This window comes from Streptomyces iranensis, from assembly GCF_017874715.1.
GTDB lineage: Bacteria > Actinomycetota > Actinomycetes > Streptomycetales > Streptomycetaceae > Streptomyces > Streptomyces iranensis.
The window spans coordinates 34,961-59,741 of the sequence record NZ_JAGGLR010000032.1 but is presented as its reverse complement, the minus strand read 5'-3'; the positions used below and the strand labels follow the sequence as shown (position 1 = coordinate 59,741).

Here is a 24,781-nt window from a genome sequence, read left to right as displayed (position 1 = left end):
GCAGTGCCCGCCCTCCCCGCACCGGAGGCGGGCACGGTCGCGGGCGGTGCCCTTCGGGCACACCGGGGCTCCCGCGGAACGTATCGCCGCCGCCGCACCGCTGTTCAGCCGGTGACCACGGGGCGCTCGCCCTCGTCCCGCTCGGGCAGGGCGGCCGCGGCGGTGTGCAGGAGGGCGATGGCCTGGGGGAGGAAGGGGTTGGGGTCGGTGGTACGCCGGGTGGCATAGACCCGACGGGTGTGGGCGGAGCCGGTGAGCCGGACGAGGCGGGTGCCGGACGCGTCGGGTGAGGTGGAGGTGTCCACGACGGCGAGTTCCGGTGCGATCGCCACCCCCAGGCCCTGCCGGACCAGTTCGTAGGGCAGGTTGTAGTCGTTGGTACGGAAGAGCACCTCGGGCAGGAAGCCGCCGGCCGCGCAGATATGGCGCAGGCAGTGAGCGGCGTCGGTGTCCTCGTGGTAGCTGATCCAGCGCTCGTCCCGCAGGTCGGCGAGGCGGATGTGCGGCCGTCCGGCGAGGGGGTGTTTTGCGGGGAGGAGGAGGTAGAGCGGCTCTTCCCGTATCAGTGTGTGTTCCAGGCCCTCGGGCCGGCTGTGCGGTACCACGCCGTACTCGAAGATCACGGCGAGATCCAGCCGCCCCTCCAGCACTGCGGGCACGGTGACCTGCGGGTCGCCTTCCTCGTAGCGGACGTCGACCTCGGGCCGGTCGCGGAGGAACCCCGTCAGCACCGTCGGCACCAGCCGGAACCCCGCGGACCAGAAGCTGCCCAGCCGCAGCCGCCCTCGCTCGGCCGCGGCGTAGGCGCGCATCTCGTCCTCCGTCGCCGACAGGTCGGCCAGCAGCCGTCCCGCGCGCAGGGCGAGCTGCAGCCCGGCCGCGGTGGGGCGCACGCTGCGCGGTGAGCGCTCGAAGAGCGGGACGCCCAGGGCGCGCTCGACGGTGGAGATCTGCTGGGAGACGGCGGAGGGGGTGTAGCCGAGGCGCCGGGCGGCGGTACGGAACGAACCTGCGGCGACCACCTCGCATATCGCCTGAAGCTGCGGCGGAGTCAGCATCAAATGAACTTAACACTCCGCATGGAAACGTTCATTCTCCCTGTTCTTGCCCAGGCCGCCGCCATCCCGCAGATTGGGCGTTCACCAGCCCCGCGCCGGTCCTTTGACCAGCGGCCCAGAAGGGAGGCACCGTGCCCGGAAGGCATGCGCGAGCCCGCGCCACCGCACTTCCCCCCGCGCTCGCGACGCTGCTCACGTTGACCGTGACGGCCTGTGGCGGCACCGCGACCGTCAATCAGTCCAAGGTGCCCGACCAGCGCGTCGACCCCGCACTCCGTGCCCTGCTCCCTCGGGACATCCGCGACAAAGGGTCCATCACTTCGGCTGTCGGCAACGACTACCCGCCGCTGTCCCTCCTGGACATCGACAACAAGACCGTCATCGGCGCCGAACCCGACCTCATCCACGCGGTCGGCCAGATCCTCGGCGTCCGCGTGCACCTGGTGCAGGCGAACTTCGACAGCATCATCGGCGGTGTCCGCTCCAAACGCTACGACGTGGCGATCCAGGCCATGCTCGACAAGAAGGAGCGCCAGTCGCAGGTCACGTTCGTCGATTACATGAAGACCAGCAGCTCGATCCTCGCCTCCGGGAAGGCCGCCGGGAACATCCGCTCCCTCACCAGCCTGTGCGGCAGCCAGGTGGCCGTCGAGCAGGGCACCTCGCAGGTGGACGATGTGGCGGCGCAGGCCGAGAAGTGTGCGGCGAACGGCAGGCCGGAGCTGGAGAAACTGGTCTTCCCCGACTCCGTCGGCTGCTTCCAGGCGCTGTCCACGGGCCGCGCCGACGCGTTCGTCGGCGGCACCCCCACCGTCGTCTACCAGGCGCAGATGTCGCACGGCAGGTTCCGCACGGCCGGTGAGCCGTACCGCTACCTGCCCTACGGAATCCTGATCAACAAGGAGGAGCCGACCTTGGTCCGGGCTGTCCGCGGTGCCCTGCAGAAACTCATCGGCAACGGCACCTACGCGAAGATCCTCAAGCAGTGGAACATCAGGTCCGGAGCCCTGAAGAACGCCACGGTGAACGGGGGCGCGGCATGACCGAGACCCTCATCCGGGCGGACTCCGGCGACGCCGCCGAGTCCCTGCGCCCCATCCCGCCGCGCCGCCCGGGGCAGCGCGTCGCCGCGCTCGCCGTGGCCTTCCTGCTGGTCTTCCTCCTGGAGGGCTGGATCACCAATCCCCGTATGCAGTGGGGGACCGTCGGTGAGTTCCTCTTCTCACCGGTGATCATGGAGGGGCTGCGGACCACACTGCTGCTGACGTTCCTCGCCATGGCACTGGGCATCGTCGGCGGTGTCGTCCTCGCCGTCCTGCGGATGTCCGCCAACCCGATACTCTCCCAGCTCAGCTGGTGCTACATCTGGCTCTTCCGCGGCACCCCGCTGCTGGTCCAGCTCCTCTTCTGGTATTTCCTCTCCGCGGTCGTCCCCACCATCGGCCTCGGCATCCCCTGGGGGCCGACGTTCGTGCGGGCCGACACCAACGACCTCATCACCCAGCTCACCGCCGCCGTCCTCGGCCTCGGGCTGCACGAGGCGGCCTACATGGCCGAGATCGTCCGCGCGGGCATCACCTCCGTCGACGACGGCCAGAGCGAGGCCGCCCAGGCGCTGGGCATGTCCCGCGGGCAGACCCTGCGCCGCATCGTGCTGCCGCAGGCACTGCGCATCATCATCCCGCCCACCGGCAATCAGGTGATCTCCATGCTGAAGACCACCTCGCTGGTCTTCGCCATCGCCGTGCCCGAACTGCTGACCTCCATCCAGGGCATCTACTCACGCAACTTCCAGCAGGTTCCGCTGCTGGTCGTCGCCTGCTTCTGGTACCTCGTGGCGACCTCCGTGCTGGGCGTCGGCCAGTACTACCTGGAACGGCGCTTCGGCCGCGGCACCAGCCGCGACCTGCCGCCCACCCCGCTCCAGCGGTTGCGCGCCGCGGCCCGGAACCACGTCAAGGAGAGCGCACGTTGACACCAGCCGTGATCAGAGCCGAGAGCGTGCACAAGAGCTTCGGCCGCACCGACGTCCTCAAGGGCATCGACCTGACCGTCGCCCCCGGGGAGGTGATGTGTCTGGTGGGCCCCTCCGGGTCCGGCAAGTCCACCTTCCTGCGCTGCGTCAACCATCTGGAGACCATCGACCGGGGACGCCTGTACGTCCGTGACGAGCTCGTCGGCTACGAAGAGCGGGACGGCAAACTCCACGAGCTGAGCGAGAAGGCCGTCTCACGACGCCGCCGGGGCATCGGCATGGTCTTCCAGCGCTTCAACCTCTTTCCGCACATGACCGCGCTGGAAAACGTCATCGAGGCCCCCGTCCAGGTCAGGAAGGTGCCGAAGAAACAGGCATGCGAACGCGGCGCGGAACTGCTCGACCGCGTCGGCCTCGCCGACAAGGCGAGCAGCTACCCCGCCCAGCTCTCCGGCGGCCAGCAGCAGCGGGTGGCCATCGCCCGCGCGCTGGCGATGAAGCCCGAACTGATGCTCTTCGACGAGCCCACCTCCGCCCTCGACCCCGAACTCGTCGGAGAGGTGCTGGAGGTGATGCGCGCGCTCGCCGACGACGGCATGACCATGGTCGTCGTCACCCACGAGATGGGCTTCGCCCGCGAGGTCGGCGACTCGCTGGTGTTCATGGACGACGGAGCCGTCGTCGAGACCGGCCCGCCGGCGGACGTGCTGAGCGACCCGCGCCACGAACGCACCCGCGCCTTCCTCAGCAAGGTTCTCTGACCACCTCGCAAGGTTCTCCGACCACCTCGCAACGTTCTCTGACCACCTCGCATCTGGCCACCTCGCAACGCTCGCAAGGTTCTCTGGCCACCTCGCCGGGATCTCCGACCTCCCCGGCAAGGTCTTCCGGCCGCCGGGCACGCTCTCCGACCGCCCCACACCTGACCGCCACCGAAGGAGTCTCTCCATGACCCGTGCCCTCGTCATCGGTGCCGGAGTGATAGGCGCCGCCACCGCCCACCGCCTGGCCGAGGCAGGTGTCGGCGTCACCGTGCTCGACGCCGACGGCCGCACACCGGGCACCTCCAGCGCCACCTTCTCCATCGACGTCACCCATCTGAAGACCCCCCACTCCTACTTCCTGCTCAACCGGCGCAGCGCCGCGCTCCACCGGGAGCTGGAGCACGAGATCCACGCGGGCACAGGAGCCGTCGGCTGGCGCCACCCCGCGCCGCTCGTCCAGTGGGGCCACACCGAGGAGGAACAGCGCATCCTGCGCGCGCGTGCCGAACGCCTCGCGGGCTGGGGGCACCCCTGCCGCACCGCCGACCCCGGCGAGCTGCGCACTCTCGCACCTGCCGTCGACCCCGCCTCCTGCCGCGCCACCGAACTCGTCGTGCACGACGACGCCGCCTGGTACGACGCCCCCCTCCTCGCGCGCACCCTCCTCGACCGGGCCGCGGCCCTGGGCGCCGACATCCGCTACGACAGTCCCGTCACCGCCCTGCTGCTGGACGGTGAGCGGGTACGCGGCGCCGAGGCACGGGGCCGGCGCTTCGAGGCCGACCACATCGTCAACTGTGCGGGCCCCGACGCCGGGCGCATCGCCGAACTGGCCGGGGTGAGGCTGCCGTTGCTCCAGATCCCCGGTCTGGTGGGCGAGTCCGTCCCGCTCGCCGAGCCGCTGCGCGCCATCGTCGCGACCCCCGGCGTCGATCTGCGCCCCGCCCCGGGCAACCGGGTCTGCGCCATCTCCTGGCCGGTCGACGCCCTCCTCGCCCCGACCGCGTCAGCTGATGTGCCGCCCGAAGCGGACCTCCTCAGCCGGTGCGCCGCGATCCTGCCCGCCTTCCGCTCCCTGGGGGGTACCCGGATCGGTGTCCGCCCCGTTCCCGAAGACGGCCTTCCCCTGGTCGGCCCGCATCTCCAGGCTCCCGGCCTCTACACCATCACCACCCACAGCGGCGTCACCCTCGCCCCGCTCCTCGCCGCCCTCGCCGCCGAGGAGATCACCACTTCCATGCCCGAACCCACCCTGGCTCCCTACCGGCCCGACCGCGACACCTCACACCCCATCCGCGACGAAAGCCTGGCAGTGATGAGCGGGCACCGCGCTGACGCCGGTTGAGTTCGCACACCTGTGATGACGCTGGGGTGAGGAAGCGCTGCAAAGGGCCGGGCACCCCTGTGAAGACACGCCCCTGAGGCCCAGCACAACCGTGCCCTGGCCCGGGTGCGATGAGCGGGCCATGGCACGGGACACGCGGGGCACTCACGACAAGAGCTGCCTCCTGGACAACCGACAGGCCGAGGCGGGGGAGCGGACCGGGCAAGGTTTCCGACGCCGCGAGTGACGCGGCCGGCTCCGTGGGTGACACCGCGGACTCCGCGGGTGACGCGGCCGGCTCCGTCAAGGACGGTGCCGTCGGCTTGTTCGACTGATGCCACCGGCACATAGTCGGGGGGCGGTTCGGCTACTCCTTCGACCGGCCCGCCCGCCACCTGCGCGAGTATCTGTCCGCGCTGGTGCCGCTGTTGCGCGGGGAGAGCGTGCGCCTGGGAGGGCGAGACGCTCACGGGTCGTCGGCGAGGTGAGCCCGCCCGCCGCCGAGCCGCCGCCGAGCCGCCGTCGGTGCTGGCCGGGGCGTTGGGACCGGCGATGCTGGGGGTGGCGGGCGCACTGGCCGAGGGCACCATCGCGGTCTGGGCGGGCCCGAAAGCGCTCGCGGACCACATCGTGCCCGCGCTCACTCGGGCGGCGACGGGAGCCGCGGTCGGCCCGCGCCACGCGTGGTCGCCTTCACACAGGTGTGTGTGACCGCCGAGCCCGAGGCCGCCGTGGGAAGTGAAATGGCGGCGTCCCGGACGGTCACGTTCTCCGGGTCTTGCGTGCAGTTGACGGCCGGGTGTCACCGTGGAGCCGCTCGCGGTGACGTGCCACGGCGTCGTTGTTGGCGCAGCGCACGCAGCAGTAGGCGCGTCGGCCGTTGCGGGAGGTGTCGACGAATGCCAGACCGCAGTCGTGGCGCGCGCAGCGCCCCAGCCGTTCGGCGCCGGCGGAGCACACGACGTAGGCGAGTCCGGCTGCGGTGACGGCTCGGATGTGCGCGGCTGCGTCGGCGTCAGTGGTGCTGTAGTGCAGGTGGGGACGCCCGTCATGCAGGGAGATCCGGGGGCTGCTGGAGGCGTCGGCGAGAAGTGTATTGACGGCCTGGCACCGCTCTTCGAGGTCCTGCCGCCCGAAGCACGCGGCCAAGCGCCGGCTCCATGTCCAGATCGTCTCGGCCTGCGCGGCGGTGAGTGTGCGGTGCACCACGCCGTGCGTGGCGAGTAGTGGTTCCAGGTGCTCAGGGGGTGGTGGCGCGGTCAGGTTGACCAGGTCCGCAGCCAGCCGGGCGGCCTCCCCGCCGTAATGGTTGAAATGCATAGGGCAATTACACCATCGTGTGGGGTCCGAGCTGTAGTGGCGCGCGGCGGCAGGCCGGGCGGCCAGCACGGCCGTGACCACGGAGAGGACCCGGAGGAGCACGACGGTGAAGACCCCCCGCGCACCGTGGCAGGGCGCCGCGACGGCTCCGGCGTTGATGCTGACTCAGATCGTCAGCCTTCAAGCGGGTTCGGCCGTGGCCAAGGATGCCTATGGGACAGTCGGTCCCACGGCGCTGGCCGGTATGCGGCTGTTTTTCTCGGCCGCGATCCTGTGGGTACTGGTCCGGCCGCGACTGCGGAAGATCACGGCTGTGCAGTGGCGGGCGGCGATCTCACTCGGTCTGGTCTTCGCGGCCATGAACCTGGCGTACTTCCAGGCCATCAGCCGCCTGCCGATCGGGGTGGCCGCTACCTTGGAACTGCTCGGGCCGCTCACCTTGTCGATCGTTCTCTCCCGTCGGCTCGAGCACCTCGCGGTGGCGTTGCTTGCGCTTGTGGGCGTAACTCTGCTGGCCACCCCGGGAGCCTCGCTCTCCGCCGCCGGGCTGCTGCTGGGGGGCGCCGCCGCGCTGTGCCGGGCCGGGTATGTGGCCATGAGCCGGCGGGTCGGGCACCTGTTCCCCGACTGGACGGGCCTGACCCTGGGGCTGGCCGGCGGCGCCTGCGTGCTGACTCCGGTCACCGCCGTCACGGACGGTGGCACGGTGGCGGCCCACCCTGCCGTCCTCGGCACCGGGCTCGTGGTGGCCCTCCTGTCCTCCCTGATCCCGTACTCGCTGGATATGGCGGTCCTGCGGCGCATCGATGTGCGCGCCTTCGGAGTGCTGCTCGCACTGAGCCCCGCCGTGGCGGCGGGGGTCGGTTTCGTTTTGCTGCGCGAACAGCTCACAGCACGTCAACTGTGCGCCATGGCACTGGTAGTCCTGGCCGGCGCCTGGTCGGTGCGCCGCGCCGCTCGGCGTGTCGGACCTGCGGACCGCCCCGGCGCTCGTCCCGCGTGAGCCCCGCCCGACGTAATGGTTGAAGTGCCTTAGACGGTGACGCCATGTTGGTGGCATGACTCCCGCATCCGCGCTCACGCCGTCGGACGACCGCTGCCCCGTCTGCCACGAGCCGACTCCGGCGGAAACGCAGTTGTGGACGCTGAGGTCCCACCACCGCACGTCTGAAGGTGAGGTCGAATACTGCGTCGGGAGCTGCGGCTGTCTCGTCATCCTGGTCAACGGCGAGATGGTCAAGAGCTTCCCCGTCGAGCGTCGGTAGTCCGTCGCTGGGACTCCACCAGTAGGGCAGAGCGGGTCAGCCTGCGATAGTGCCCTGAACGGCGGCCCTGGCTTGGGGGAGGGCGAGGCGGTAGGGGTCGGTGCCGGTCTGGATCAGGTTGCCGCGCGGGGTTCCCGTTCCTGCTGTGCTTCGACCGCTGGCCGGCGGGCCCTGGTGCGGGCCTCCTCGAGGAGGCCCTCCGTTCCGCAGGCACCGGCATCGCTCTGCGCTGGACGAGGCCCTGCGCGCGATCCGGTCAGACCCGGGCGACGAGCTTCACCTCGACCAGCGGCTCGGGGAAGGCCAGGCCAACCGACGGAATTCGCTGAGCTGCTGTAATGCGTCTTCCGGGGTGTGGTCGCCCCGTGCGTGGGTCGGCAAGTTGAAGCCGCCGGAGGAGAGCCCGGTCCAGGCGGCACGTGTGCCTGATCGCCGGGTCTGTAGTGCCGGCCGACCTCGGGGCGAAGCGGCCGGGCCGTTCTCGACCGCCGGGTTCAAAGACAGGATCTGGTGTGCCCGCCGCATGGCCGACAGCGCCAACCACGTCAGCCGGTACGTCCCCGAGGGTCACCGATTCGGTCATCTCGCCATGCCCCCGGGCTGGAGTACACCGGATTCGCCGACGATCACCGTCCACGATGGCAAACTGTGGTTGGCCACCCGTGGAAACGACCGCGATCCGTGGTTCCTGAACACCACCGGCGACACCTGGGAACACCCGGCCACCATCCCGGCCGGCGCCATGGGAGGCGAGCCGGCCCTCGCCTCTCACAACGGCAAGCTCTACGCGATGTACCGCCGCTGGCACCCACCCGCGGCGCCGAGCTCACCGAAGCCCGCTCGACCGCCCTGCTCCAGCTCGCCAACGAGCTGCCCGCAGCAGCCCTCACCCGCACCCTCGGCATCGACATCACCGTCGCCGTCCAATGGCAGCGAGCCGGCGCCGGAGACTGGGCCGCCTACGCCGCCGAGGTCAGCGGCCGCACCTCAACGAAGGAGGACAGCAGATGACCAGCCACAGCTCTCGCGCGGACGGTGAGGTCTGGGACCCCTTCGGCACATTGCACCGCGCGTTGTGGATCGGAGGCGGCCAATGGGCCGGCAAGTCGACCGTCGCCCGGCGGCTGGCCGTTCAATACGGCGTCACCGCCTACCACTACGACTACCACGACGCCCGCGGTCACAACGATCGCAGGATCGCCCGCCGCGCCGCTCTCGCCGAGCCCACTACCGAGCCTGACCTGGACAGGATGTGGGTCCACACCACCCCGGAAGCGATGGCCACCGAGACCCTGGCCGGCTTCCCGGACCGGTTCCAATGGGCTCTCGACGACCTGCGCGCGCTCGTGTCCGGCCACCCGATCATCGCCGAAGGCTGGGGACTTCGACCCGAACTTGTCGCACCCATCGTCGACTCACCGCGCCGGATGATCGTGATGGTGCCCACGGCCGAGTTCCGCGACCAGCAGGTCCGCGAACTACCCCGAGCAGCCTCGCTCGGACATCCCGTCAGCGACCCCGCCCAAGCACAGTCCAATCGGCTGGCTCGCGACCGACTCATCGCCGAGGAAGCCGTCCGCCGGGCCCACCAGCTCGGCATCCGCGTGATCGCAATCGATGGGTCCCGCGACACCGCTGCGGTTGCGGAGATCGTCGCCGATCACTTCGGCCCCTACCTCCCAGAGCAAGATCGCAAGTCTTGATCACCAGAGGCAGTGCCGGGTAGGAGCGGCGGCTCCCCCCGCCGCTCCCCCTCAGAGCCGTGCGAGCCACTCGTCGCGGCACACGGCTCATGCAAGCCCCACAGGACCAAGCCTCACAGGACCAAGCCGCACAGGGTCAAGCCCCACAGGACCAAGCCCCACAGGACCAAGCCGCACAGGGGCAAGCCCCACAGGGCGATTCAGGAGAGCTGTGCTGGGCGGGCAGGCGCTCAAGAGTGGAAGCACTTCCGGCCCGCACCGCCCGCGGGTATGAAGCACAGCCGCAAATCGGTCCGGTCCGGGCCGCCGACCATCGGCGTGAAGCGGTAGACGCCCGCATCCGCCGTGTTTCTGACGACGATTCGATGGGGCCGGGTGCCGGGGGCCGAGACCTCGATCGCGTCCCCGACCTTCGAATGCCAGATCCGGCCCCACGCGGCGGCGCATACGCTGCTATACCGAATCTCCACACTCGCACCGGTCCCGGTGCGGTGCTGCGGCCCGAGCGAGTCCACCCGGCCAGGTAGTCCGCAGGACATGCGGTCGGGATCCTTCCCCTCACACGACTTCCCCTGGCATCCGGGGGCGGGATCCAGCGCCGGCGACGTCAGGCTCGTAGGCTGTCCAGTGCCGGGGCCCCGCACGGACAGCGCCGTTATCGCCGCGACGGCGGCCACCGCGACCATCCCCGTGCCGACGGTGAACAGCCGCCGGCGCCGGGCCCACCCGGGGGCGCCCACGGCACCCCCGGGATCTGCGGGGGTCGGGGTGGGCGGGGGCGGGACAGCGGGGCGGGTGTGCCGGGCGCGTCCGCTCCACTCGGCGTCCGCCAGTTCCCACAGCGCCAGCAGCCGCCCGGCGGGCTCCCCCGTCATCGCGCACAGTGCCTCGACGGCCTGCCTGGGTGCTGGTTTCTTCCCGTTGAGATAGCGCTCCCACGACGACTTGCTGTACGGGGTGCGCTCGGCCAGTGCCGCCAGGCTCAGGCCCGTACGGGCCCTCATTTCGCGGAGCCCCTCGGCCAGCGCCACGCATTCCGGTGCGGGGCCGGTCATCCGCGCAGCACCCGCCAGGTGTGCGGGCCCACGATGCCGTCCGCCGGCAGCCCGGCCTTCTTCTGCAGGCGCGCCACGGCCGCTATGGTCTGCTGGCCGTAGATCCCGTCGGCGGTGCCCGGATCCATCTTGTGATACCGCAGCAGGCACTGGGCCTCCACCACGTCCCAGCCCGGTCCGGCCAGGACGGCGGTGCGCGTCGTGCTGTATCCCGCCCCCACTTCCCCGCCCGCCGGGCCGGTCCTGCGGACCTTGCAGGGGTAGGACTTGCCCAGCTTGAAGATGTACTGCCCGGGTCCCTCGGTGGCGGTGGCGGTGTCGCTGCCCGGCTGTGCGCTGGTCGTGCCTACCGTCGTCTTCGCCTTGTCGCCCCCTCCGTCGTCATCGCCCCAGGGCGCGGCGATCAGCATTCCGGCCCCCACCCCCACGAGCGCGGCGGCCACGACGGTGGCGAAGGCGAAGGGCCTGCGCTCTCCCGGCGGCGGGGCGGCTGCCGCCGCGGGCCGCTCCCTCCAGGCCCCAGGCTTCTCGGCCGTACCGGAATCCTCGGCCGCGTCGGAACGCTCGGCAGCCGCCTTGTTCCGTACTCCCTGCCCGCCGCTGTCCTTGGCGCCGGCTGATGAAGACGGCGCGACCCGTTGCCGCCAGGCTTCCTCGGCCACCTCGTACAGCACCAGCAGCCGGGTCGGCTCCGCCCCGGTGACCCGTGCCAGCTCCCCGACCGCGTGCCGTGGCGGCAGCGCCTTCCCGTTGAGGTAGCGCTCCCACGATGAGCGGCTGTATCCGGTCTTGGCCTCAAGCGAGGCCAGACTCAGCCCGCTGCGGTCCTTCAGTCTCCGTAACTGCACCACGAGCTGCCGGGCTCTCTGGTCCAGCGAATCCGGCAGTTCTTTCCAACGCGCCATGCTCCACCCCATACGCGTCAGGGATCCCCCGAGGCTTTCGCCTCCTTATGCTCTGTTGGTACACCTCGCGCAGGCTCCGGGTTCCGGCCGAGGTGCCACGCCCGTGCCTTTCGGCCATGCCCCACGGGGGCGGGCGTCCCTGCGATGCCGCACCCCGCCTGACATCCCGGCAGGTCAACGCGTGGGACGTCCCACGCTGTCCCAGCCAGGCTCACTTCACTGGCCCCGGTCCGAAATGGCCAGCAATCTCTGTGGTGCAAGCCGGGCGGCGCGGTCCACCCCGCGCCGCCCTCAACGCCTACGGGGAAGGAACACCATGCGTAACAGGAAGGTCAGCGCACGAGTTGCTCTGCTGGCGGCGACAGCCGCCTTGGGCGTGGGCTCGCTGCTTATGCCCACGGCCGGCGCCAGCCCGGCCGCCGCCGACGCTCCCGCGAGCAGTGTGGGTGCCGAACGGGCGAAGGCCGGTTGGTGCACCCTCACTGCTGGGTGGGGAGGCAAGTTCTATTGCGGCAGTTCGTACATGCACACGTTGCCGAACGGCCGCTCGCAGGCGTTCGTCATCGGGACCAACAGGCAGGCGTACACCAAGTGGCAGACGGCGAGTGGGCTCAGCGGCTGGAAATCCATGGGCGGCCAGTGCATCGAGCCGGGGAACGACTCGATCGATTTGTACTGGAAGAACCCCCGAGATGGATGGAATTTCACCATCCAATGCAAGGGAACCGATCATTACAGGTGGCTGAACACCCGCCATTCGAACGGCTCTTGGAGTGGCTGGTACAGCGTGCGGTAATGCGCTGACACCCCGGTTACCCATACGTGTCCCGGCCGGCTCACCGGCCGGGACACGCCAACGGGAGCCGGGTCCGGGCCAGGCGCGCTGGGGCGACCGGCGGGCGATGCCGTCCCCGTCGGCATCAGGACGTCGGGAGATGGCGGGCGTCGCAGCTGGCGCACGGTTCGCTGCCCGGCCGGGCGAGCTCGCGCAGTGCCTGGTCGAGCGTGAGGTCCGCGTCGCTGGTCGGTATCCAGCATGACTCGTAGGTGGATGCCCCGGCGCCCGGGGCCGCCGGCGGGCGCGGGCAGGTGCTGCACGCTCCACCGGCCTGCCGGGGCGGCGGGGGAGGAGCGGGGTGGCCGCCGGCCTGGCCGGTGTTTCCGCCGGGTCGGCACGGAGGAGTAACGCAGGAGTAGTCGGCGGCCTCGATGGCGCTGATCAGGCGAGCGGGGACGCGCATCACGATCGTGTCGGGCTCGACCGTGATGCGGTTCGGCAGCTCCACCTCGGCCCACCCCCGGCACCGCGGCGGTCGGGGCGGCCGATGATTTGGGCTGTGACACTCTGACCGTCAGCCGGCTCGACCCACGCCGGAGGCCCGGGGGCGTCCGGGTCCGGAGCGTCAGGGCTGAAGGCGTCCACAGCTACGCGGCGGATGCGTCGGCGTCGTGGGTGTGCTTGAGCTGCATCCGCGCGGTGACGAGGTCCGGACCCTCGAAGGCTGCCCAGAAGGCGTGGGTGACGACGGTGATGGTCAGCTCCCGCTGCCGGTCCCGCAGCCGCCGTACCTCCGCCTGGTCCTCCTCGGACCAGCCGTCGGTCGCGGGGCGCTTCCGCGAGCGCCAGATGCCGGGGTCACTGAATCCAGGGTGCGGCTCAACGGACCACGGAAGGCCCTCGAGGAGCGCGGTGAGGGCGACGGCGACCTGGTGAAGTTCTTCCTGCGCGGCGAGCAGGTCCGGGGGAAAGCCGTAGGCTCTGGCCATAACCGGGATGATGCGTCTGTTCGATTCTTGGGGGCGATGAGCCGCCGCCCGCAGTGTCGTCGGGTCTCGGCGGGGTTGGGGGTCTCCAGGCCGGTGCTGGTGGCGCGGCTGCTGGAGCTGGATGCGGCCGGGGCGCTGACGACGGCGCATGTGCGTGCGGACGCCCACGTCGGTGGGGTGACTGTGCGGACTGGCTTCGTTCACTTCAAGTAGCAACGTTTGTTTGCCGGTTTGGGCAGCAGTTGGAGATTTTGAGGGTCGTTGCTGTTCACGAGAAATGACGGCAGTTGGACCAGGCGGCAGCATGTCGGCGTGCCACCACTGAGATCATCGGTGACATGAAAGTACTTGTGATCGGGGCGACCGGAACGGTCGGTACTGCTGTCGCCAGCGCCTTAGAGGCTTCTCATCATGTCGTGAAGGCTTCGCGTAGAGGCCCGGTGAAGGCGGATCTGGAAGATCCTTCCTCCCTGGATGCGCTCTTCGACGAGCTGCCAGACCTCGACGCGGTGGTGTGCTGTGCCGCCAGCGGCCCGCTGGTGGACTTGGTGTCAGCGGCAGATGACGAGATCGCTGCCGGAGTGCGGGGCAAGCTCTTGGGACAGGTTGCTCTGGCCCGGCGTGCCGTGCGTCATCTGCGGGACGGCGGCTCCGTCACCCTGACGGGGGGCACCTTCTCCGCGCCGCTGACCGGTGGGTCGCTGGGAGCCCTCATCAACACTGGCCTGGAGGGTTTCGTCCGCAACGCGGCTGGTGAGCTGTCGCGGAATCTGCGGATCAATCTAATCAGCCCTGGATGGATCAAGGAGACCTTGGAAAACATGGGCATGGACTCGGCCGACGGTACTCCCGTCTCCGAGGTAGCCCGTGTGTATGTGGAGGCCGTGGAAGGCACCGCACAGGGCCAGACCATACGTCCGTAACTGCCCGATGGGGATGGCCCGCCGGCCGTGCGGGCGGCGGGCCATCGAGACGGGGCCTGGGTGTCAGCCGGCCTTGGCTGGTTCCTCTCCAATCAACGGCCCGCCACGGACACCGGAGGGGACCCATACTCGTGGTCGGCCCGCCGCGGAAGTGGCCGATCGCCTCGCCCGGCCACTCTTGGCGGGCCCAGGTCCCGTCGGCGGAAGCGTTCATGGGCTGCGTTTCGGGTCAGTCCTCGCGGTGCCGCGCTGGACCGGAGCCGAAGGCCGTGTTGCCGGTGACGACGCGTGCGTGGTCGAGCAGTTGGTCTTCGATGTCCTGAGCGGTCACGCTGCCGACCAGCAGATCCATTGCGTATCCGTCTTCCAGTGCCACGAACGAGCGTCCCAGTGTCGAGGCGTCACCGCTCAGCACGAAGTCGCCGCTGTCTCGCCCGAGTTCGAGCACCTGACGGTACAGGTCGGCTTGTTGCTCGACGAAGTCGCGCTGCCGTTGGGCTGCGTTCTCGTGACGCAGCGCTACCGGAAACAACTCGAAGAGCAACCGGGTGCTCTGCTCGCCTTCTCCGGGCCAGGGCACTCCGCTGCGGATGCAGGCACGCAAGCGTGCCACAGGACCGTCTGCCGTAGCGATGGCCTCCTGACGGCTGACGAAGTAGGTCGCAGCACTGCGCTCGAACACTGCGGCGAACAGTTCCTGGATGTCGGAGTAGTAGTAGAGCACCGAGGCGGGTGTGACGCCGGCGGCCCTGGCGACGTCCCGCAGCTTGGTCGCGGTGGCCCCGAGCTCCACCACGGTTGCGGCGGTCGCGCTGATCAGCTGGGCGCGGCGTTCCGCCTGGTTCCTCGGTCGTGCCATGGCCGACATGCTCGCACACCGTCAGACGCCGGCCGGAGGTCGGCGTGCGACAACCCATTGACCGGCCCTCATTCATTAACTAAATTTTGTTTAACAAATCCCCGAATCAGACCTGGTGACCCATGTCCCGTCCCCTCCCTCTCGTCCTGGCCCAGGCGGCCCAGCGCCCCGCCGCCGATCTGGACGGCCTCGCCGCCGACGTACGAAGGCGCACGGCAGGACTCCCCGCCGCGCCGTTGGTCGTCTACCCCGAGCTTCATCTGGGCGGCGCGGCCGGCCACGCCGACCCCGCCGAGGTGCCGGAAGCTCTCGCCGAGCCTCTCGGCGGTTCGCGTGACCGCGCCCTCGCCGAGATCGCCGGTGATCTCGGCATCTGGCTCGCACCGGGCAGCCTCTACGAACGCGGCACCGACGGGCGCGTCTACAACACCGCCCCCGTCTACTCCCCGCACGGTGAACGCATCGCGGCCTACCGCAAGATCTTCCCGTGGCGGCCCTACGAGACCGTGACGCCCGGCGCCGAGTTCACCGTCCTCGATCTTGACGGGATAGGCCGGGTCGGACTGTCGATCTGCTACGACGCATGGTTTCCCGAGACCACCCGTCATCTCGCCTGGATGGGTGCCGAGCTCGTCCTCAACTTCGTGCAGACCTCCGGCAGCGACCGGGCCCAGGAACTTGTGCTGTCCCGGGCCAACGCCATCGTCAATCAGCTCTTCGTCGCCGGCGTCAACTGTGCCGCGCCGGTCGGCACCGGTCGCAGCCTGCTCATCGACCCCCAGGGCGCCGTCCGTTCCGAGGCGGCGGGCGATAGTGACACCACCCTCACCGACGTGATCGACCTCGACGAGGTCACCAACGTCCGCCGACTGGGCACCGCCGCTCTCAACCGGCCCTGGCAGCAGTTCCGCCCCGACGACCGCCCCCTGGCCCTGCCGCTGTATCAGGGCCGGATCGACCCGGCGACCTGGACCGGCGCCACCGCCCCCACCCTTCTCGGCCACTCCACCGAGGTCCGTCGTACGCTCACAGAAGCGAGAATGCCGTGACAGATCAGCCAACCCGTATGCGCGGAGATCTCGGGCTCCTGTCCGTGGTCGCCTTCGGCGTGGCTTACATGGCTCCTGCCGTCGTCACTTCGATCTTCGGCGTGATCGCCGCCACCAGCAGAGGCGCCGCGCCCACCGCATACGTGATCGCCACCGGCGCGATGCTGCTGACCGGTCTCAGTTACGCGAAGATGGCCAGGCTCCACCCCAGCTCGGGCTCCGTCTACACCTACGCCCGCAAGGAACTCGACTCGCGTATCGGCTTCCTCGCCGGATGGGCCCTCCTGCTCGACTATCTCTTCCTGCCGATGGTCGCCTGGCTCCTGCAAGCCGTCTACCTCCACGCCCAGTTCCCGGCCGTACCGGAATGGGCCTGGCTGGTCATCAACGTCTCCCTCGCCACCGGCATCAACGTCATCGGGCTCAAGACAGCCGATCGCATCAACCGAGTCCTGCTCGTAGGCGTCACCGCTACCCTCGTCATACTCGCCGTGCTCTGTGTCCACTACGGATCCGGCCACGGCGGCACCCCCGCGGCCACACACGCCTTCTGGAACAACACCACCAGCCTGTCCGCGGTCACCGCAGCCGCCGCCGTCGCCGCCTACGCCTTCCTCGGATTCGACGCCGTGAGCACCCTCAGCGAAGAGGTGCACGATCCGCGGCGCACCATCCCGCGCAGTATCGTCCTGACCGTGCTGACCGGCGGCGCGATCTTCATCGTGATCTCCTTCCTGATGCAGTGGGCCCACCCGGGCGGAGCCTTCCCCGACGAGAACTCCGCCGGATACCTCGTCTCCACCACCGTCGGAGGACAGACCTTCGCCGACGTCGCCAACATCATCAGCATGCTCGGCGGCTTCGCCTCATGCGTCGCCATCCAGGCCAGCACCAGCCGCCTGATGTTCGTGATGGGCCGTGACGGCGCCCTCCCGCGTCAGATCTTCGGACGCCTGCACCGCAAGCTGCTCACCCCCGTCACCAACGTGCTGATCATCGGGCTCGTTGGCCTTCTCGCCATGAACCTCTCCCTGGCCGATGCCACCTCCTTCATCAACTTCGGAGCGTTCCTCAGCTTCACACTCGTGAACCTGTGCGTGATCGCCTACGCGGTGAGACAGTGGCGCTCGGGGACCCGACACTCGCGCGTGCGCTACTTTCTGCTACCTGTCGCCGGCGCCGCTGTCGACGTCTACCTGATCACCCAGCTCGGCAGCACCGCCGTCGAACTCGGCCTCGGCTGGCTGGCCATCGGCATCGCCTGGCTCGCAGTGGTCACCACAGGCTTCCGCCGCCCCGCCCCAGAACTGCAACTTAAGCCCGCTGCTGAAGACGGACCCGCACGAGCAGAATCGGCAGGCTCTGTTCGGCCAACGCCTTGAAACACTGCCGGTGAAGGGGCCAAGAGCGAAAGGACGGGCCTGCGGCTACCGTCGGCACAGGAAGCAGAAGGGCTTCGCAAGGCGCTCGACGGTGCCGACGATGTCGTGATCGTCGGCGGGGGATTGATCGGCCCGGAAGTCGCGGCGGCGGTCAGAGCCCGGGGGATACGGGCCACCGTGATCGAGTCCTGCCCGGGTCATGGCACGCGCTCTTTCCGGTCGGATGCCGCACCACTTCACCCAGGCGCACCTTCACCGCGGAGTCGTTGTGCGGCCGCTTGTCCGGGTGGCACGCAGCCACCCGGACACCGGGGCGGTTCCCTCCGCTGAAGCCCCTCGTCAGCTGCAGCTCGCCGCCAGGGCGGAATCGATGTAACCGCTCAGGGGGCCCTCTACGGGTCAGTTGGATCCCAACCCAAGCGATGGGCTCGGGCGGAAAGGGCATCGGCCGTTCACGCACCATAGGCAGACGGGTCCGCTCGGTGTCCATGCCTGCGAGCAAGTCCGGCATGACATCGGCGGCGAACCGAGAAGCGCCTACGCCAAGGCCGGTAAATCCAGCAGCGTGGGCGACGCGTCCGCCATGTGTCGGGCCGTAGGAGGAGTGCCTCGCCCGCGGCGATGGTGCGGATGCCCGCCGGCAGGGCGTCGGTGGTGACGTGCTTGCCGAGGAGGCCGCCGGCTCCCAGGCGCAGGGCCCGAGCTGCGTACAGGACGAGGACCCGGGTGCTGGCGAGGGGGGGGCGGCGCAGATGGCGGCGGTGGCGGCCGGCCCGTCGGTGCCCGGCATGCGGATGTCCATCAGGACGGCGTCGGGGCGCAGAGCATGGGCGAGGTCCACGGTTTCCTGGCCGGTGGCGGCCTCTCCGGCCATCTCCAGGTCCTCGCAGGAGTCGGTCAGCAAGCTGGAGGCGCCCCGCAGGAGGGCGTGGTCGTCGGCGAGCAGAACACGGATGGTCAGCGGGATTCCTGGGGGCAGTCGGCCGGGGAGTCCGTCCGGGTGGGGGTGGAGCGGGAGGGTTGCGATGACGTCGAAGCCACCCTCGGGGCGGGACCGGCTCGCAGCTCGCCGCCGGCGGAGTGGGCGCGCTCGCGCATGCTCATGAGGCCGTATCCGCCGCCGGCCAAGGGCGGTGGCACGGTCGGTTCTGCGTCTCTGCCATGGTCGCCGACGAACCGGCATAGAGCCGTGCGGGCCGTCCGAGACCCGGTCTCGGACGGCCCGGTGCGCTGCTGAGCACGACCCTCTGGACGCGGGCCGGTTCACTGGAAGCCGCCGCAGCATCGGGGGCTACGTTCTGCGGTCGGCGGGTGAGGGCCGCGCCCTCCACGTCCACATGCGGCAGGATGCGGTCGGGCCCCTTCGGCAGCCACCATGCCTTGTCGCCGAGCAGGGCGAGCATGGCCGGAACGATGGCCATGCGGACGACGACGGCGTCCAAGACCACGGCGGCGGCCAGGCCGGAGCCGATCATCTTGATCGTTGATGCGTTCTCGAAGATGAACCCGGAGGGCACCGCGATCATGATGAGCGCGGCGGTCATCACCACCCGTGCGCTGTGCCGGAAGTCGGACACCACGGCTTGCCGGGCGTCCTCGCCGTGGACGTAGGCCTCCCGCATACACCTAGGAGCCGGTCACTGCGGGGTAGTCCGTGTATCCCTCCACGCCACCGGCGAAGTACGTGTCGCGGTTGCCGGCGGCGAGAGGGTGGCCGTGAGTGAACCGGTCGACGAGGTCTGGGTTCGCGATGAAGGGGGCGCCGAAGGAGACCGCGTCGGCCAGTTGCCGTTCGAGGAGCCCGTTGCCGCTCGCTTGCGTGAAGCCGAGGTTGGCGATGACGGCGCCGTGGTAGTGGGCGCGGTAGCGGGTGAATGCGGTGAGGGTGTCGTCAGTTCCCGTGCCGGGTTCCGGGCCGAGGAGGTGGAGGTAGGCCAGGTTGCTGTCGCTGAGGCGCTTGAGGAGCTGGTCGTACTCGGCCAGCGTCTCGGCATCTGCAGTGAAGGGCCCGTGATTCCAGTAGGGGGAGAGTTTGATTCCGATGTGGTCGCTGCCCCACACGCTGCTGACGGCGTCCACGATGTCGAAGAGGAACTGAGCCCGCTTCTCACTGCTGCCGCCGTAGGCGTCGGTGCGCTGGTTGAGGCGTGGGTTGAGGAACTGGGCCACGAGATGGGACACCTGGGCGTGGATCTCCAGGCCGTCGAACCCGGCGCGCAGGGCGTTGGCGGCCGCCTGCCGGTAGGAGTCGATCGTGGTGGCGATCTCCGCGGCGCTCAGGGCGCGTGGCGTGAGGGAGTCCTTCGGGCCGTCGGGGGTGAAGGACATCTCGTGGGGATTGATCGCCGAAGGGCCGGCGGGGAGCCTGCCGCCGTGGTGGTCCGGGTGGGAGGCGGCGCCGGCGTGGCCGACTTGCGAGACGATCATCCCTCCCGCGGAGTGCACGGCTTCGGTGACCTTGGCCCAGCCGGCGGTCTGGGCGTCCGTGTAGATGCCGGGGACGTTGATGAAGCCGATCGCGTCCGTGCTGACCCAGGTCCCTTCGCTGATGATCAGGCCGGCGCCGGCGCGCTGCGTGTAGTAAGTGGCGTGCAGGGCGGTGGGGGCCAGTTCCTCGTTGCCGGCCCGGGAGCGCGTCATGGGAGCCATGACGACGCGGTTGGGCAGCTTGAGCGCGCCCAGTTGAACAGGCTGCAGGAGGGGCTGGGTGCCGGGTACTGAGGTCTGGTCGGACATGAACATCTCTTTCGTGACGCAAGGCGCTCCTCGCGGACACGAGGAGCACGAGCGGGTTGGTGGGATCAGTCCTGCTTGAGGGCGTGGAGGGCGGACAGAGGGCCGCCGAGCTGGATGAGGCGTCCTCCCTCGCGCAGCGTTCCGAGGTCGACAGGGGCGAAGCCGAACTCGGAGGTCAGGACTTGCACCGTGTTCTTGGCGTCGGCGTCGTCGCCGGCGAGGAACAGCACCTGCCGCCCCGCCTCGTGGCGGGGATCTCGTGCGATGAACTGCGCGTAGAGGGCGTTGAATGCCTTGACCACGCGCGCGCCGGGAAGCAGGGAGGCCACGTATTCGCTGCCGGTGAGGTCGCCCAGGTCGGCGATCTTCGGGTTCGGGGGAGAGGAGGAGAACTGATTGGTGGCGTCGATGACGACGGTCCCGTCCAGGCGGGGGAGCCCGGCGACGGCGTCAGGGATCTGCGGCCAGCGGACCGAGAGCACGACGAGGTCCGCAGCGGCGGCCTCCGCAGGGGTTGCGGCCGTCGCGAGCGCGCCGAGGTCCTTGACCAGCGGGGCCAGGGAGGCAGGTCCTCGGCTGTTGCTGAGCACGACCTCGTGGCCGTGACGGATCGCGTGCCGGGCGATGGCCTGGGCGACTGCGCCGGCTCCGAGCATTCCGATCTTCATCAGGCGGCCCCGTGTCCGGAGTCGGCCGTCCGCGGGGTGGTGAGCAGGACGGTTCCGCTCTTGGCCGGTCGGCGGGCGTGCTCGATGGCCGCCTTGAAGTCGGCGAGGTCGTAGCTGGCCGCCACTTCAAGCAGGTCCGGCGTGCTCTGCGACAGGTCCTGGGCGAAGGCGACATCCCGGGCCCGCTCCTTGGGGGTGCGGCTCATCCAGCGCAGTATCGACACCCCCCGCACCGTCAGCGCCCGCGCCATGAGAGGCAGCGCCTCCAACGGTGTCGTGCCGGAACCCAGCTGTCCGTAGGAGATCAGAGTGCCGCCGTCGGCGAGCAGTCCGGCGAGGTCCTGGGTCATGGCATCGCCGACACAGTCGAGGACCACCTGGACGCCGCGCTCGCCGGCATGCCGGCGGACTTGTCCCTGCCAGTCGTCGTCGCATGTCGCGATCGCGGGCTGGGAGGGGTACAGCGTCCGCATCCTCTCGGCGCCGGAGGTGCTGCGCACGAGATTGATCAACTGCAGGTCGTGCCGGACCGCGGCCGCGCCGACCAACCTGCCGATGGACGAGCCGGCGGCGGTCTGGAGCACGGGATTCGTCTGCCCGCGCAGGGCCTTCTCCATCGCGCGGTACAGCATGCACAGCGTCAGCGGGTTGACCAGCATCAGGGCTGCAGTCTCGTCGCTGACCCCCGCCGGCACCGGCACCGCCAGATCGGCCGGAACCACGACGAAGTCGCTCCATGTTCCCGGCGCCGGGAAAACCGCCACCCGCTGCCCCGGGCGCAGTGTGCGGACGTCCGCTCCGAGGCTCTCGACGACGCCCATCCCCTCCACTCCGGGAGTCCGGGCCCCCGACTGCTGTTCCGGCTGCCCCGGCAGACCCTCCACACCGACCAGGTCCCCCGGATGGATGGGCCGGACCAGCATGCGGACCAGAACCTCTCCGACGCCGGGAGCCGGCCGGTGGCGCTCCTCCCTCAGCGTCAGTACCTGTGCGGCTTCCCCTTGGCGGGTGTACTCCACGGTGCGCATAGGCGCCTCCACACACTTTTTGATGTTGGACAACATTAAAAATAATTATGAGAGGTAACATTGAAAACGTCAAACACTGCCGACGCAGGAGGGCGGCCATGCCGCGGATCACCAGGGAAGACAAGGCCAGGAACCGGCAGAACATCGTCGAGGCGGCAGGACGCATGTTCCGCTCGCAGGGCGTCGATTCCGTAGGGATCGCCGAACTGATGAAGGAAGCAGGCCTGACCCACGGCGGCTTCTACAACCACTTCGCATCCAAAGGCGATCTGGCCGCCGAGGCATGCGGCGCCTCGTTTAAAGCCTCTCTGGGCGCCCTGGACCAGGCCCTTGAGGAAGGCGCCGATCTCACCGGCCCACCGCTGAAGCGAGTGGTGGACAACTACCTCTCGGCCGCCCACCGCGACGCCCCGGACGGCGGCTGTCCCTCCGCCTCCCTGGTCACCGACGCCGGACGGCACAGCGACACGGTCCAGCGCGCCTACGCGAGCGGCGTGGAGGGATACCTCACCGGCTTCGCCCAGGAGTTCGCCCGCGAGCACGAAGGGGAGATCACCTCACAGGAGGCGCGGGACCGTGCGGTGCTGCTCCTCAGCCGACTCGTAGGGGCAATGGCCCTCGCCCGCGCCGTGAGCCACGCCCAGCCCGAACTGTCCGACGAGATTCTGCGGACCTGCCGCGCCCACGCTCTCGGCTGACCGACTGACCGACTGACCGACTGACCGACTGACCGGCTGTCAGCTGGAGGGAGTGCTCACGCCTGTGTGCTCCCGGGACGGCATCTCAGACCGCAGCCACGTGCGCCGTGCTGGCCGAGGTGACACTCCTACGGCATGCGCAGCCTCGTCCACCTGCCGGCCCTGGCCACTCGCGCCGGCAGGCCCAAAGGGGAGTGGGGTGCGAGGTTCCGGTCGCACGCACGATGACGTCCGCACCCGGCTCGGTTGGGGAAACCCGATGTCGTGTAGAACGTCAAACTCCCGCCCGCACTCGCCCAGATCCCCGACGCCCACCGCCACGGCACCGGCATCCTCATCCGCACCGACAGCGCCGGAAGTGCCAAGGCGTTCCTCACCCACGTCCGCGACCTGCGCAAATGAGGAATTCATACCTACGTCTCGGTCGGATACGCCATCACCGAGCCCGTCCGCCACGCTATCCGTGTCCTGCCCGACCGCCTCTGGCATCCCGCCCTGAACCAGGACGGAACGCTGCGTGACGGCGCCGAGGTCGCCGAACTGACGGCATGATCGACCTGGACGGCTACCCGGCCGACACCCGCATCATCGTGCGCCGCGAACGCCCGCACCCCGGAGCCCAGCTGTCCCTGTTCGACCAGGACGAGGGCCTGCGGCATCAGGTGTTCCTCACCGACACCCCTTACCCCGGTGGCGGGTCCGCCCAGTTCCTGGAGGTCCGTCACCGTGGGCATGCCACCGCCGAAGACCACATCCGGTGCGGCAAGACCACCGGCTTCGGCCGCTTCCCCTCCCGCGACTCCAACGTCAATACCGTCTGGCTCGAACTCAGCCTCACAGCGATCGACCTTCTGGCCTGGATGCGCGTCCTGCTGCTGGACGGCGAACTCGCCGCTGCCGAGCCGAAGAAACTCCGCTACCGGCTACTGCACGTCGCCGCACTCCTCACCCGCGGCGGCCGCCGTCTGCGCTTGCGGATCTCGGCGACCTGGCCCTGGAAACACGAACTCACCACGGCCTTCCACCGCCTCGCCGCACTGCCCCGCCCGTCGGCTGCCGGCAAGTCCCTGCCCGCCCACAACCCGAAGGACCCCTACCGAGCCCGTGTACTGCAGCCAGGGCCGCAACGCCCCGCGCGAAGGCGGACAACCTCACTGACGACCCCGACGACCGCCCCGCGTGGGCATCCCGGAAGTCAGGCGGCGCTGAACTCGTGGGTGGGGGCCACCGCGCCACTCCACCCACTGCGGGTCGTACATCGCCCGGCCGCCGACGCCGAACTTCCCCACCTCGGTGGAGAGCGCAACGCCGGTGTCGACTCCGCCCAGCCGGTGATGTCGAGCAGCAGGCCGCCGACCAGTTCCACGTAGCGCTACGGGCACACCGGGCCGGACGATGAGTTCGGGAGGTAGGTCGATCGTTCCTCGGCCGTGAGGTCGCGGCCGACGGCCTGGCAAACCTTCTCGGAGCGCTGCGGCCTGGTCGGGCGAGCCCACGTCCCATAGGTGCACTTCTTTGGCTGAGCTGCTGGCCAGGGTGTGTCCGTCTGGGCTGAACGCTACGGAATCCACCTCGCCGTTGTGGTCGGTGAGGGTGGCCCGGGTGCGGCCGGTCCTGGTGTCCCACAGTCGCACCGTACCGTCGTCGCTCCCGGTAGCCAGGTTCCGCCCGTCCGGGCTGAACACCGCCGATCTCACGAAGCCTTTGTGGCCGGTCAGAGTGGCGCGGATACCGCCGGTGGCCGGATTGTGCAGCGATACGGTGCCGGCAGAGCTGAAAACTGCCGCGCCCACGTAACCCCGGTGGCCGGTCAGAGTTACGTGGTACGGCTGGTCCTGGTGTCCCACAGCCACACCTTGGCAGAGGACCCGCTGCCGGAGGCCAGAGTACGTCCGTCAGGGGCGAAAGCCAGTGGATCGAGGCTCCCTGTATCGGAGCGGGTGGTGCGGGTGCGGCCGGACCGGCCCGTTATCGCTGCCCGTGGCCAAGGTGTCTCCATCCCGGCTGAATGCCATGTGGACCACGGCCTCGCGAGTAAGGGTGCGGCCGGTCCTCATGTCCCACAGCCGGGCGGTGCCGTCCTCGACGGTCCCACCCTGACTTTCGACCACCAGAAAGGTGCCTCGCTCTCTGCAGCGGATACGACGTAGACACTCGCATCCTCGCAGGGCAAAGGCACCTTTCTGCTATCGGGGCGTCAGGCCACCCAATTCCGCTGAATACCCATGGTTAGACCTTGACTAGGCGGCAGGCATGGTCCGCATCAGCCCCCGTGACGCCATGAGCTACGAGCAAAGCGATA

At 69.6% G+C, this 24,781-nt stretch carries 26 protein-coding genes and 4 pseudogenes; 16 read left to right on the top strand and 14 right to left on the bottom strand.

Annotation, left to right across the window (positions count from 1 at the left end):
• Positions 1-104: 104 nt before the first annotated feature.
• Complete coding sequence (locus tag J2Z30_RS43100; RefSeq protein WP_044582691.1) at positions 105-1,058, bottom strand: LysR family transcriptional regulator; 954 nt, start codon at positions 1,056-1,058, stop codon at positions 105-107.
• Positions 1,059-1,189: 131 nt separating this feature from the next.
• On the opposite strand from J2Z30_RS43100, the gene J2Z30_RS43095 reads away from it, so the two are divergent.
• From J2Z30_RS43095 to J2Z30_RS43080, 4 genes are all read left to right on the top strand, one after another.
• Entirely contained in the window at positions 1,190-2,101 is a 912-nt protein-coding gene (locus tag J2Z30_RS43095; protein WP_052702200.1) for an ABC transporter substrate-binding protein, read from the top strand.
• Positions 2,098-3,033, top strand: coding sequence for an amino acid ABC transporter permease (locus J2Z30_RS43090; protein ID WP_044582690.1), 936 nt, complete (start codon positions 2,098-2,100; stop codon positions 3,031-3,033). The genes J2Z30_RS43095 and J2Z30_RS43090 overlap by 4 nt, the downstream gene beginning before the upstream one ends.
• Complete coding sequence (locus J2Z30_RS43085; RefSeq protein WP_044582689.1) at positions 3,030-3,794, top strand: amino acid ABC transporter ATP-binding protein; 765 nt, start codon at positions 3,030-3,032, stop codon at positions 3,792-3,794. The genes J2Z30_RS43090 and J2Z30_RS43085 overlap by 4 nt, the downstream gene beginning before the upstream one ends.
• A gap of 187 nt (positions 3,795-3,981) precedes the next feature.
• Complete coding sequence (locus J2Z30_RS43080; RefSeq protein WP_044582688.1) at positions 3,982-5,142, top strand: NAD(P)/FAD-dependent oxidoreductase; 1,161 nt, start codon at positions 3,982-3,984, stop codon at positions 5,140-5,142.
• A 741-nt stretch (positions 5,143-5,883) separates the two neighbouring features.
• Here the strand turns inward: J2Z30_RS43080 and J2Z30_RS43075 are convergent.
• Positions 5,884-6,441 carry a CGNR zinc finger domain-containing protein gene (locus J2Z30_RS43075; protein ID WP_044582687.1) on the bottom strand — a complete coding sequence of 186 codons (558 nt, stop codon included), beginning with the start codon at positions 6,439-6,441 and terminating at the stop codon, positions 5,884-5,886.
• Positions 6,442-6,547: 106 nt separating this feature from the next.
• Here J2Z30_RS43075 and J2Z30_RS51180 point away from each other — a divergent pair, with 106 nt between their 5' ends.
• The 4 genes from J2Z30_RS51180 (at position 6,548) to J2Z30_RS43055 (ending at position 9,409) form a co-directional block, all read left to right on the top strand.
• The gene (locus J2Z30_RS51180) at positions 6,548-7,444 is read left to right on the top strand and encodes an EamA family transporter (RefSeq protein WP_209469084.1); all 897 of its coding nucleotides are present in this window, start codon (positions 6,548-6,550) and stop codon (positions 7,442-7,444) included.
• A 55-nt stretch (positions 7,445-7,499) separates the two neighbouring features.
• Positions 7,500-7,706 carry a hypothetical protein gene (locus J2Z30_RS43065; RefSeq protein ID WP_044582685.1) on the top strand — a complete coding sequence of 69 codons (207 nt, stop codon included), beginning with the start codon at positions 7,500-7,502 and terminating at the stop codon, positions 7,704-7,706.
• Between the two features lie 681 nt (positions 7,707-8,387).
• Positions 8,388-8,717, top strand: coding sequence for a hypothetical protein (locus J2Z30_RS43060; RefSeq protein WP_052702198.1), 330 nt, complete (start codon positions 8,388-8,390; stop codon positions 8,715-8,717).
• Positions 8,714-9,409, top strand: coding sequence for a hypothetical protein (locus J2Z30_RS43055; protein WP_044582684.1), 696 nt, complete (start codon positions 8,714-8,716; stop codon positions 9,407-9,409). The genes J2Z30_RS43060 and J2Z30_RS43055 overlap by 4 nt, the downstream gene beginning before the upstream one ends.
• Positions 9,410-9,639: 230 nt before the next feature.
• Here the strand turns inward: J2Z30_RS43055 and J2Z30_RS51175 are convergent, their stop codons facing one another.
• Both J2Z30_RS51175 and J2Z30_RS43045 read right to left on the bottom strand, forming a co-directional pair.
• Positions 9,640-10,464 carry a helix-turn-helix domain-containing protein gene (locus tag J2Z30_RS51175; RefSeq protein WP_044582683.1) on the bottom strand — a complete coding sequence of 275 codons (825 nt, stop codon included), beginning with the start codon at positions 10,462-10,464 and terminating at the stop codon, positions 9,640-9,642.
• A complete protein-coding gene (locus tag J2Z30_RS43045) occupies positions 10,461-11,369 on the bottom strand; it encodes a peptidoglycan-binding protein (protein ID WP_044582733.1) in 909 nt (302 codons plus the stop codon). Before J2Z30_RS43045 ends, J2Z30_RS51175 begins: the two co-directional genes overlap by 4 nt.
• Positions 11,370-11,685: 316 nt before the next feature.
• Here J2Z30_RS43045 and J2Z30_RS43040 point away from each other — a divergent pair, with 316 nt between their 5' ends.
• Positions 11,686-12,165 carry a PLL family lectin gene (locus J2Z30_RS43040; protein WP_209469083.1) on the top strand — a complete coding sequence of 160 codons (480 nt, stop codon included), beginning with the start codon at positions 11,686-11,688 and terminating at the stop codon, positions 12,163-12,165.
• Positions 12,166-12,289: 124 nt separating this feature from the next.
• On the opposite strand, the gene J2Z30_RS43035 is transcribed toward J2Z30_RS43040, so the two are convergent.
• Together J2Z30_RS43035 and J2Z30_RS43030 are read right to left on the bottom strand one after the other, a co-directional pair.
• Positions 12,290-12,655: a hypothetical protein gene (locus J2Z30_RS43035; RefSeq protein ID WP_044582681.1), complete on the bottom strand. Its 366-nt coding sequence runs from the start codon at positions 12,653-12,655 to the stop codon at positions 12,290-12,292.
• A 139-nt stretch (positions 12,656-12,794) separates the two neighbouring features.
• Positions 12,795-13,136: a DUF8825 domain-containing protein gene (locus tag J2Z30_RS43030; protein ID WP_044582680.1), complete on the bottom strand. Its 342-nt coding sequence runs from the start codon at positions 13,134-13,136 to the stop codon at positions 12,795-12,797.
• Positions 13,137-13,172: 36 nt separating this feature from the next.
• Here J2Z30_RS43030 and J2Z30_RS43025 point away from each other — a divergent pair, with 36 nt between their 5' ends.
• Entirely contained in the window at positions 13,173-13,349 is a 177-nt protein-coding gene (locus tag J2Z30_RS43025) for a hypothetical protein (protein WP_209469094.1), read from the top strand.
• Between the two features lie 125 nt (positions 13,350-13,474).
• Positions 13,475-14,059 carry a short chain dehydrogenase gene (locus J2Z30_RS43020; protein WP_044582679.1) on the top strand — a complete coding sequence of 195 codons (585 nt, stop codon included), beginning with the start codon at positions 13,475-13,477 and terminating at the stop codon, positions 14,057-14,059.
• A 229-nt stretch (positions 14,060-14,288) separates the two neighbouring features.
• Here the strand turns inward: J2Z30_RS43020 and J2Z30_RS43015 are convergent, their stop codons facing one another.
• Complete coding sequence (locus J2Z30_RS43015) at positions 14,289-14,918, bottom strand: TetR/AcrR family transcriptional regulator (RefSeq protein WP_044582732.1); 630 nt, start codon at positions 14,916-14,918, stop codon at positions 14,289-14,291.
• A gap of 122 nt (positions 14,919-15,040) precedes the next feature.
• Between J2Z30_RS43015 and J2Z30_RS43010 the strand changes: the two genes are divergently transcribed.
• Genes J2Z30_RS43010 through J2Z30_RS51965 form a run of 3 tightly spaced genes read left to right on the top strand, consistent with a single transcriptional unit; the run spans position 15,041 to position 17,679 of the window.
• Entirely contained in the window at positions 15,041-15,967 is a 927-nt protein-coding gene (locus J2Z30_RS43010) for a carbon-nitrogen hydrolase family protein (RefSeq protein WP_078957457.1), read from the top strand.
• 17 nt (positions 15,968-15,984) lie between these two features.
• The gene (locus tag J2Z30_RS43005) at positions 15,985-17,349 is read left to right on the top strand and encodes an APC family permease (RefSeq protein ID WP_245389096.1); all 1,365 of its coding nucleotides are present in this window, start codon (positions 15,985-15,987) and stop codon (positions 17,347-17,349) included.
• 39 nt (positions 17,350-17,388) lie between these two features.
• Positions 17,389-17,679 (top strand): FAD-dependent oxidoreductase, encoded by a 291-nt coding sequence (locus J2Z30_RS51965; protein WP_078957456.1) that lies wholly within the window; start codon positions 17,389-17,391, stop codon positions 17,677-17,679.
• Positions 17,680-17,740: 61 nt separating this feature from the next.
• Here the strand turns inward: J2Z30_RS51965 and J2Z30_RS50355 are convergent.
• The 6 genes and pseudogenes from J2Z30_RS50355 to J2Z30_RS42975 all read right to left on the bottom strand — a co-directional run.
• A pseudogene (locus J2Z30_RS50355) lies at positions 17,741-17,947 on the bottom strand (FAD-dependent oxidoreductase); the annotation flags it as partial.
• A 1-nt stretch (position 17,948) separates the two neighbouring features.
• Positions 17,949-18,310, bottom strand: a pseudogene (locus J2Z30_RS42995) (response regulator); the annotation flags it as partial.
• Between the two features lie 292 nt (positions 18,311-18,602).
• Positions 18,603-18,971: pseudogene (locus tag J2Z30_RS50350) on the bottom strand (MMPL family transporter); the annotation flags it as partial.
• 4 nt (positions 18,972-18,975) lie between these two features.
• Positions 18,976-20,085 carry an alkene reductase gene (locus tag J2Z30_RS42985; RefSeq protein ID WP_044582730.1) on the bottom strand — a complete coding sequence of 370 codons (1,110 nt, stop codon included), beginning with the start codon at positions 20,083-20,085 and terminating at the stop codon, positions 18,976-18,978.
• Positions 20,086-20,150: 65 nt separating this feature from the next.
• On the bottom strand, positions 20,151-20,753 hold the full coding sequence (locus J2Z30_RS42980; RefSeq protein ID WP_044582675.1) for an NADPH-dependent F420 reductase: 603 nt from the start codon (positions 20,751-20,753) through the stop codon (positions 20,151-20,153).
• Positions 20,753-21,781 (bottom strand): zinc-binding dehydrogenase, encoded by a 1,029-nt coding sequence (locus J2Z30_RS42975; protein ID WP_044582674.1) that lies wholly within the window; start codon positions 21,779-21,781, stop codon positions 20,753-20,755. The genes J2Z30_RS42980 and J2Z30_RS42975 overlap by 1 nt, the downstream gene beginning before the upstream one ends.
• A gap of 98 nt (positions 21,782-21,879) precedes the next feature.
• On the opposite strand from J2Z30_RS42975, the gene J2Z30_RS42970 reads away from it, so the two are divergent.
• Both J2Z30_RS42970 and J2Z30_RS50345 read left to right on the top strand, forming a co-directional pair.
• Positions 21,880-22,479 carry a TetR/AcrR family transcriptional regulator gene (locus tag J2Z30_RS42970; protein WP_044582672.1) on the top strand — a complete coding sequence of 200 codons (600 nt, stop codon included), beginning with the start codon at positions 21,880-21,882 and terminating at the stop codon, positions 22,477-22,479.
• A 279-nt stretch (positions 22,480-22,758) separates the two neighbouring features.
• Positions 22,759-23,531, top strand: a pseudogene (locus tag J2Z30_RS50345) (transposase); the annotation flags it as partial.
• 99 nt (positions 23,532-23,630) lie between these two features.
• On the opposite strand, the gene J2Z30_RS51960 reads toward J2Z30_RS50345, so the two are convergent.
• Positions 23,631-24,164: a WD40 repeat domain-containing protein gene (locus tag J2Z30_RS51960; RefSeq protein ID WP_372453403.1), complete on the bottom strand. Its 534-nt coding sequence runs from the start codon at positions 24,162-24,164 to the stop codon at positions 23,631-23,633.
• Positions 24,165-24,781 lie beyond the last annotated feature (617 nt).

Excerpts from the sequence above, each read along its gene's own strand:
- J2Z30_RS43015 (WP_044582732.1), bottom strand. The coding sequence starts at position 14,918 with ATGGCACGACCGAGGAACCAGGCGGAACGCCGCGCCCAGCTGATCAGC.
- J2Z30_RS42975 (WP_044582674.1), bottom strand. The coding sequence starts at position 21,781 with ATGCGCACCGTGGAGTACACCCGCCAAGGGGAAGCCGCACAGGTACTG.
- J2Z30_RS43005 (WP_245389096.1), top strand. The coding sequence starts at position 15,985 with ATGCGCGGAGATCTCGGGCTCCTGTCCGTGGTCGCCTTCGGCGTGGCT.
- J2Z30_RS43020 (WP_044582679.1), top strand. The coding sequence starts at position 13,475 with ATGAAAGTACTTGTGATCGGGGCGACCGGAACGGTCGGTACTGCTGTC.
- J2Z30_RS43090 (WP_044582690.1), top strand. The coding sequence starts at position 2,098 with ATGACCGAGACCCTCATCCGGGCGGACTCCGGCGACGCCGCCGAGTCC.
- J2Z30_RS43100 (WP_044582691.1), bottom strand. The coding sequence starts at position 1,058 with ATGCTGACTCCGCCGCAGCTTCAGGCGATATGCGAGGTGGTCGCCGCA.
- J2Z30_RS42970 (WP_044582672.1), top strand. The coding sequence starts at position 21,880 with ATGCCGCGGATCACCAGGGAAGACAAGGCCAGGAACCGGCAGAACATC.
- J2Z30_RS43055 (WP_044582684.1), top strand. The coding sequence starts at position 8,714 with ATGACCAGCCACAGCTCTCGCGCGGACGGTGAGGTCTGGGACCCCTTC.
- J2Z30_RS43025 (WP_209469094.1), top strand. The coding sequence starts at position 13,173 with ATGAGCCGCCGCCCGCAGTGTCGTCGGGTCTCGGCGGGGTTGGGGGTC.
- J2Z30_RS43080 (WP_044582688.1), top strand. The coding sequence starts at position 3,982 with ATGACCCGTGCCCTCGTCATCGGTGCCGGAGTGATAGGCGCCGCCACC.
- J2Z30_RS43075 (WP_044582687.1), bottom strand. The coding sequence starts at position 6,441 with ATGCATTTCAACCATTACGGCGGGGAGGCCGCCCGGCTGGCTGCGGAC.
- J2Z30_RS43030 (WP_044582680.1), bottom strand. The coding sequence starts at position 13,136 with ATGGCCAGAGCCTACGGCTTTCCCCCGGACCTGCTCGCCGCGCAGGAA.
- J2Z30_RS43065 (WP_044582685.1), top strand. The coding sequence starts at position 7,500 with ATGACTCCCGCATCCGCGCTCACGCCGTCGGACGACCGCTGCCCCGTC.
- J2Z30_RS43010 (WP_078957457.1), top strand. The coding sequence starts at position 15,041 with ATGTCCCGTCCCCTCCCTCTCGTCCTGGCCCAGGCGGCCCAGCGCCCC.
- J2Z30_RS43040 (WP_209469083.1), top strand. The coding sequence starts at position 11,686 with ATGCGTAACAGGAAGGTCAGCGCACGAGTTGCTCTGCTGGCGGCGACA.
- J2Z30_RS42985 (WP_044582730.1), bottom strand. The coding sequence starts at position 20,085 with ATGTCCGACCAGACCTCAGTACCCGGCACCCAGCCCCTCCTGCAGCCT.
- J2Z30_RS42980 (WP_044582675.1), bottom strand. The coding sequence starts at position 20,753 with ATGAAGATCGGAATGCTCGGAGCCGGCGCAGTCGCCCAGGCCATCGCC.
- J2Z30_RS51175 (WP_044582683.1), bottom strand. The coding sequence starts at position 10,464 with ATGACCGGCCCCGCACCGGAATGCGTGGCGCTGGCCGAGGGGCTCCGC.
- J2Z30_RS43045 (WP_044582733.1), bottom strand. The coding sequence starts at position 11,369 with ATGGCGCGTTGGAAAGAACTGCCGGATTCGCTGGACCAGAGAGCCCGG.